Raw genomic sequence first — 7,377 nt, forward strand, 5'->3', positions numbered from 1 at the left:
TTATAGTAACGTGAAGAGAATGTATTCACTTAATAATATAGATGAAGATAATATTGAGGCTAAATTTGAAGATGGTATTTTATCTGTAGATTTACCAAAAACAGAAAATAGTCAAAGAAAAGTTATAGATATCAATTAATATAAAAAAAGAGATGTGAAAATATTTTCACATCTCTTTTTTATATTTTTAAGAAACGAGTTGAAAACGAGTTTCTTCTTGTCTTGTTACTATATAGAAATAACCCAACTTTAATTTATAAACTGTTATAGTTATTTTTAGTATATAGTAAATAGAGTGATTGGAAAAAGTGATGCATATCATATACTTAAATTAAAAGGAATATATAAATATTGAAACGAAGTATATAAGTCATACAATATTTTGAAATTTTGGAGATATAAGATATTGGAAAATGAAAAATCAATTAAAGAAGAAATACAAGAGTTTTATTTAAATGGGGGTAAATATAACGAAGAAGAAATTGATTTTGGAAAACGTGTAGGATCAGAATCGTTATAATAAATTGCTTTTCTATATTTTAAAAGTTCATTTTCAAATGATTAAATCATCGTATCGTCTTTAAATAAAATGAAATAACAGACATGTTTAATGGACATCATTAAACAAATAATAATAGAAAAAGATAAACTTGAGTGATTTGGTACGAAAAGAATGAGTCATTATGATAGCGAAAAAATCATTTTTATTCATTTAACTTTTGTACAAATTATTTATTTTTTATGCTGAAAGCAGAATAAAAAATAAGAGCATAAGGAAATACAATGCCACTGACGTGTCAATCAGCATAGCTGATGTATTTTTCTTACCATTCCTTCGTCATTTGCTCTCTATATAAATACTATTATAACAGTATTTATAGCGTATTTATATTAGACAAAAATGCATTAAGTAATTTTTATTCTATAAATTACGAATGGCATTGTTAATGTGAACCCTAATCCTATAGATAAAGCCTATTTAAAGGGCTTCAGAGACCCTTTTATTCTAGTAGAATAAAGAATTTTGAACTTTTATTCTGATAGAATAAGCCATTTTTGACAAAATGAAACACCAAAAACGAAATTTAAGTAGTTATAGAAAATGAATTTGTGTTATTAATTGATACTTAAATTTATAAGGAGCTATTTTGGTATAAAGAATTAGAAGTTTATTCACTAATGATTTTTTAATCTCTTATTTTTAAAATCATTTTTGATATTTGATTATGTGCAAACGTGTTCTAATTTATATAAATTGAAGAAAGAGTAAGGGTTCCTTTTTCAGAAATCATTAATTTATGATTTCTTTGAGTAAGTAAACAAAGCGATTAACAGATTAATTATTTCTGTTAATCGCTTTGTATTTTAGATGTGTATTGCCTCATTTTCATTTAAACGTATCTTTCTTTATGCATTATTTACTGCTTATAAAGGAACATTGTAGACAAATGAATAGTGAGAATAAATACTACATTATTTATAGATATTTTGCTTTTTCATTTTTTTGCGTTTTTAATTCCTGGTTTTTAAAGGCTTCTAAAATCTCTGGATGCTTTTCTTGAGCATAAAATACTAATAATGCATCTACAAAATCTATTTTATTTTCACGTTCTTCTGCTACTAATTCATCAAATGATGGTTTGAAATCTCTATGTATTTTAATAGATGTTCTTGATCTAAGACTTTCATATTGATCATTCGAAGGGCTTTTTACTTTTTTTATATTTGATTTTATTATAGTAGTTTCCATCATTTGCTTTCCAAGTTCTTCTCTAGTTATTTTTTCTTTCGGCATTTTCAATCCATTCTTTTCAAATATTTACAAGTTTTTTAATAATATACTCACATTGGTTATAAATATTCAAGAGATTACTTTTATCAGACTAGTTTTGTTCTATTAACGCTACAATTTATCCTAAAATCATGTAAAAACATGATAGATTTTTTAATAATATATAATTTCAACATCCTTTCTAATTTTAAAGATATTTAATATACACTTCTATTTTCTACTTGTAGTATTTTAAATTAGGAAAGTCTATGAAAAAGAATTAAAAAGGGATGTAGTGATAATAGAGTAGTATGTGAGAAGAAAGTGAAAACTTATTTTTACTAAAATAAGTATATTTATTTTATCTTTGAGCTGACATAATTCAACTTATCGGAAGTGCATATGCTTATATATTTACAGATGGTATAATAATGGAGTCGCCTATCTCTCAGGCGTCAATTTGACGTAGAGAGGAGGTGCATACGCGATGTCTGAAATCTTTGTGAACATCATGACCACAGCAGCAAGTGGTTGTCTCGTTGCGCTATTTGCGCATTGGCTACGCAAGCGTAATGACGAATAGGCGACTAGTCACACCAAAAAACCCCCTTACTACGGCCATAGTAAGGGGGTTTGGTGCATACATGCCTGATAATCTTTGTTGATTGCATTATAACACTATAATTGGTAGGAATGCAAAGTAGTTTTATCTGTTTAGGTTATGTGGATGCAATATATTTAAAAATAGGAGTGATTATGATCAATAAAGTTAATTTACATCACAGGATGAAAATCTTTTAAAACAAATTAATGGAGTAAATCAACAATAGAATCAGATAATGAAATTTCTATTATTTTATTGATTGTAATAGCTTCAGTACATTTTTATCAACTTTAGCTTTGTATTGTGCTTTTTTCGTTCTATTCAGTAGGATTGTGGATATGTTTACTAGTAACATAATTAGATATTAAACGCTATATTATTGTGTCATTTCAATTAATAATGCTTAGTTATAATAAATTCTGAAATAAAGTTTCTACTTTTTTAGGACTGTCTTTGGGAGCAAGTTTTTTTACTACATTACCATCTTTAGCAATAATAAATTTTGTGAAATTCCATTTGATTTTCTTTCCATATTTTAGCTATTTGGTCATCAGTACCTGGTTTTTGTTTAGCAAATTGATTACAAGGAAATCCAAGTATAATTAGCCCTTGCTCTTTATATTTTTGGTAATATTCTTCTAATTCTTCAAATTGACCACTTAAGCCACATTTTGTGGCAGTATTAACTAATATAATACTTAATACCTACTACCATCTTTGTTAACAACTTGTATATCATAAATATTACTAGTTGTTTTATAGCACTCCTTTTATAACATTGCTAATTTTAATTGATCTATAACGCCACTTGATGATCCAGGAAAAGCAAAGATCATTTTATTTAAATCTTGAGCCGTTAATTTTTGGTTTACAATGAAAGTTAATAAATTAACTAAATCTGGTGCATCATCAGCATATATAGCAGCTCCCACTAATTGTTTATCATTATTTAATACAATTGTCATTTCAGCTTCAGTTTCATTTTTGTATTCAAACACCATTTGTTTACCAAAAGGAATATCTATCACTTTATAGTCCTCACTAGTATTAGCTTCATCTACAGAAACTCCAATATTAGACAATCTTGGTAGTGTATATAAAACTGAAGGTATTGCAGGATAGGTAATAGGATTTTTATCCATACCCAAAATATGCGCAGCAATATAGTTAGATTCAAATGTTGCAGTAGGTGTTAATTTGGGAATTACTTTATCTAACACATCACCACTAGCATAAATATTAGGGATATTTGTACGTAAATATTCATCTACCTGTATACCTCGAGTAGTGAAATTAACGCCAGCTTCTTCAAGTCCAATACCGTTGACATTTGGTCTACGTCCAGTAGCATCTAACACATAGTTAGTAGTAATCTCTAATCCTGATTCTGTTGATACAGTATAATTGTCACCTTGCTCTTTAATTACAGTAGTATTTTCATTCATATGGAATTGAACTCCTTCTGTTGCCAATTTATCCATTAATTTAGCAATATGTGCTGAATAAAAACCTTTGAGCGGTTCATCGTCAACATGAATCATATGAGTTTCTACACCAGATTTAATTGTTATGCTAGCAAATTCAATACTAATAATACCTACACCTATAAATGTGATACTATTTGGCATTTGCTCTAAGGATAAGAAGTCTCTACTATCGTGTGTATATTCAGACCCTTCAATATCTAACTTATTGCTGTGTTGACCTGTTGCAATAACTATGTTTTCACCGTAATATTGTTCGCCATCTACTACGAGGTGATGCTCATCTAATAATTTTCCTGCCCCTTCAATAATATCAATACCTTGTTGTTCAAATAAACCTTTCAAAGTATTTGCCATAGGGTCAATGATTTTATGTTTATAAGACATAAGGTTTTCCCAATTCACTGATAATGCTTCAGTATTAATTATGTTGGGATAGTGTGAAGCTTGCTCTAGTACTTCATAAGGGTTTTCCAATAAAATTTTGGCATTGCACCCATAGTTTGTACAAGTACCTGCTATACGATCTTTTTCGACAATAGCAACCGATTTCCCCGCTTTGTTTAAAGTCAGCGCACTATGCCAAGCTGCGTGTCCACTACCTAAAAATACAACATCATATTGTTTCATTTGGATCATCCTTTGTAATAGTTTTCAACGTTTCTTCTAAATTATCCATAATACTTTTGGCTTTCATATATTCATCTACATCAAATTGTGACGAAATGCATTTAGCAATAGCTTCATGTACTGCTTCTTGCTCATTTAGACCTTTTATCGTTAAAGTTATGATAAGGTTACGTTTATCGCTTTCATCTCTATTTCTTTGAACCCAGCCAGCTTTCTCAAGTCTTTTTAGTAATGGGCTTAGGGTATTACTTGCTAGATTCAACTTTTTACCAATGGATAATAAAGTTTGAGGGTTCTCTTCCCATAATGTTAATAGCACTAGATATTGAGAAAAAGTTAAACCGAATTGACTTAATTGCTTTTCATAAAATTTGCTGAATAATTTGTTAACATTATAAGCAGAAAAGCATAGCTGGTGTGCCAATTTCATTTCATCATCAATCAATTTAATCACTCCTATTCTCATTAAAGAATAATCAATCGCAAACGATTAATCAATTGAACAAACTTATAATGAACCACATACGTTTGTTTAATTGATTACTAACTTTTAAAATTTTTCATCAATTGTGCAAATTGATTTCGATTTTAAAAATAGTGCGTAAAACTTATGGTTTCAGGGTATTATTTAAAAGAGGAATGAACAAGTCATTAAAAATATACGTAAAGTAATTGAAAAAAGAACTATAATTTAGTTCTTTTTTCATACTTATATATCGTCGTTTAACGATATGACGATTTGAGTGTTTTGTAAATTTTTCCATAATACTAATAAAAAGGAGTTTTAATAGTGAAAGCATGGCAATTAGAAAATTTTGGTTTAGATAACCTTAAACAAGTTGAACTAGAGAAACCCGAAATTGCAGAAGATCAAATTTTAATTAAAGTTAACTCTGTCTCACTTAATTATCGAGATACTGCAATTGTCGAAGGTATATATACGCCTGAATTATTAAAATTTCCGTTTATTCCTGTTTCAGATGCTTCAGGAATAGTTGTAGAAATCGGCTCAAAAGTTACCAAATTTAAAAAAGGTGATCGTGTTACTTCACATATGTTTACCAAGTGGCTAGATGGAAAACCTAAAAGCGATGAACAATCACATGCCTTAGGTGCTACAGTAGATGGTGGACTTTCAGAATACATGGTATTGAATGAAAATGCAGCTGTATTATCTCCTGAAACACTTACAGATAATCAATCGTCAACTTTGCCAGTAGCAGCATTTGTGAATTGGTTCTCATTAGTTGAGTATGGAAATATTAAAGCAGGTGATAAAGTTCTTGTTCAAGGCACAGGTGGCGTTTCTATATTTGCAATTCAAATAGCATCAGCATTAGGAGCAGAAGTTATTGCAACAAGTAGCAGTGACGAAAAATTAGAAAAAGCCAAAGAACTTGGCGCTTCTAAAGTAATCAACTACAAAACACACCCTGATTGGGAAAAAGAAGTGCAAAAATTAACAAATGGTAAAGGTGTAGAACATATTGTAGAAGTGGTTGGTGGGTCAAGTATTGCTAAATCTATAGATGCTTTAGCTTTTCAAGGGCATATATATGTTGTTGGATTTCTTGAAAATATGGAAGCAAATGTTAATTTATTCGCATTACTTGCTAAACAAGCAAGAATCCAAGGTATCAATCTAGGACACCATAGAGCATTTGAAGATTTCAATAAAGCTTTAGATCAAATAAATATAGATCCTGTAATTGATACGGTTTATTCATTTGACCAAGCAAAAGAAGCATATGAACATCAAATGAAAGGCGCGTTTGGTAAAATTGTTATAGATTTTAATAAATAGGCCCTGTCTTCTATATTAATAATTATTTTATGTAATCCTTCCTTTATACAAAGGAAGGATTTTTTAATATTAAAAATGTCTAATTTATCAGGTAATATAATTACCATAGAGCAATTAAAATGACACGATGCAAATAAGCACGTCTCTCATCGTCTGAAAACTCACGATTTTTGATATTTTCGATACATTGATTATAGTACAAGTTTATAGACTTAAATTTTCAAGAAAAACCTCTTAATTTTATGTCAGTTTTGGAGTTATATGGCACAAATTTTGTTCTTTAAATGGCAAAACACCCCTTATTTAGTTAATAAGAGGTGTTTATTATTATCTCAATTTAAAATTTTCTATAGCTAATTTAATCTCGTCTCTAACACGTTGAAATTCTGACCATTCTTTACCTGCTGGATCATCAAAACCCCAATGCTCTTTTTTAACGTTTGGTGGTAAAATAGGACAATTATCGTCTGCATCGCTACATAACGTCACGACCAAATCTGATTGTTTTAAAATATCATTATCAATCAAGTCTGACGTATGGTTTGATATATCAATATCTACTTCTTTCATAGCTTCTATTGCTTTAGGATTAACACCATGTGTTTCAATACCAGCAGAATAGACATTCCAATCTTCTACCAATTATAGAAAAGCTAAATATTTGGGTATATAAAATTCTTTATTATTATATTAAATTAACAACACAACATCTTTGGTTTTTATAGTGACAAAAATGTCAGTATTGTTATTTGTCGTAAATAATACCATAATTATAATGTAAAAGATAGATAGGAGGGAGTTTTAATGGAATTACAATTAGCAATTGATTTATTAAATAAAGAGGAAGCAACAATACTTGCGAATAAAGTTAAAGATTATGTAGATATCGTAGAAATTGGTACACCAATCGTTATAAATGAAGGTTTACCAGCGGTTCAACACTTAAATGATAATATTGAAGACGTAAAAGTACTTGCAGACTTAAAAATTATGGATGCTGCCGACTACGAAGTAAGCCAAGCAATTAAATTTGGTGCAGACATAGTAACAATTTTAGGCGTTGCAGAAGATGCATCAATTAAAG

General features: G+C 29.2%; 7 protein-coding genes and 2 pseudogenes. 4 read left to right on the top strand and 5 right to left on the bottom strand.

The features are described from left to right. Nucleotides 1-10: 10 nt before the first annotated feature. On the top strand, nt 11-139 hold the full coding sequence (locus tag L987_RS14380; RefSeq protein ID WP_411848122.1) for an Hsp20 family protein: 129 nt from the start codon (nt 11-13) through the stop codon (nt 137-139). 1,338 nt (nt 140-1,477) lie between these two features. Here the strand turns inward: L987_RS14380 and L987_RS03795 are convergent. Further along, nucleotides 1,478-1,795: a hypothetical protein gene (locus L987_RS03795; RefSeq protein WP_231558572.1), complete on the bottom strand. Its 318-nt coding sequence runs from the start codon at nt 1,793-1,795 to the stop codon at nt 1,478-1,480. A gap of 463 nt (nt 1,796-2,258) precedes the next feature. Here L987_RS03795 and L987_RS13660 point away from each other — a divergent pair, with 463 nt between their 5' ends. Continuing rightward, the gene (locus L987_RS13660) at nt 2,259-2,354 is read left to right on the top strand and encodes a type I toxin-antitoxin system Fst family toxin (RefSeq protein WP_014287283.1); all 96 of its coding nucleotides are present in this window, start codon (nt 2,259-2,261) and stop codon (nt 2,352-2,354) included. Nucleotides 2,355-2,782: 428 nt separating this feature from the next. Here the strand turns inward: L987_RS13660 and L987_RS14340 are convergent. From L987_RS14340 to L987_RS03805, 3 genes and pseudogenes are all read right to left on the bottom strand, one after another. Next, nucleotides 2,783-3,118, bottom strand: a pseudogene (locus tag L987_RS14340) (glutathione peroxidase). A gap of 27 nt (nt 3,119-3,145) precedes the next feature. Beyond that, nucleotides 3,146-4,489: a dihydrolipoyl dehydrogenase family protein gene (locus L987_RS03800; RefSeq protein ID WP_014287285.1), complete on the bottom strand. Its 1,344-nt coding sequence runs from the start codon at nt 4,487-4,489 to the stop codon at nt 3,146-3,148. Beyond that, nucleotides 4,476-4,934 carry a MarR family winged helix-turn-helix transcriptional regulator gene (locus L987_RS03805; protein WP_047503088.1) on the bottom strand — a complete coding sequence of 153 codons (459 nt, stop codon included), beginning with the start codon at nt 4,932-4,934 and terminating at the stop codon, nt 4,476-4,478. Before L987_RS03805 ends, L987_RS03800 begins: the two co-directional genes overlap by 14 nt. Nucleotides 4,935-5,279: 345 nt before the next feature. On the opposite strand from L987_RS03805, the gene L987_RS03810 reads away from it, so the two are divergent. Further along, entirely contained in the window at nt 5,280-6,293 is a 1,014-nt protein-coding gene (locus L987_RS03810) for a zinc-dependent alcohol dehydrogenase family protein (RefSeq protein WP_047503090.1), read from the top strand. A 327-nt stretch (nt 6,294-6,620) separates the two neighbouring features. Here the strand turns inward: L987_RS03810 and L987_RS03815 are convergent. Beyond that, a pseudogene (locus L987_RS03815) lies at nt 6,621-6,935 on the bottom strand (arsenate reductase/protein-tyrosine-phosphatase family protein); the annotation flags it as partial. A gap of 162 nt (nt 6,936-7,097) precedes the next feature. Between L987_RS03815 and L987_RS03820 the strand changes: the two are divergent. Then, a partial coding sequence (locus L987_RS03820; RefSeq protein ID WP_047503094.1) for an orotidine 5'-phosphate decarboxylase / HUMPS family protein occupies nt 7,098-7,377 on the top strand: 280 nt, incomplete at its 3' end.

The organism is Staphylococcus sp. ZWU0021, from assembly GCF_000798895.1.
GTDB lineage: Bacteria > Bacillota > Bacilli > Staphylococcales > Staphylococcaceae > Staphylococcus > Staphylococcus saprophyticus.

What these genes read in the sequence shown, in the direction of transcription:
- L987_RS03795 (WP_231558572.1), bottom strand. Translation starts at nt 1,795, where the DNA reads ATGCCGAAAGAAAAAATAACTAGAGAAGAACTTGGAAAGCAAATGATG.
- L987_RS03800 (WP_014287285.1), bottom strand. Translation starts at nt 4,489, where the DNA reads ATGAAACAATATGATGTTGTATTTTTAGGTAGTGGACACGCAGCTTGG.
- L987_RS13660 (WP_014287283.1), top strand. Translation starts at nt 2,259, where the DNA reads ATGTCTGAAATCTTTGTGAACATCATGACCACAGCAGCAAGTGGTTGT.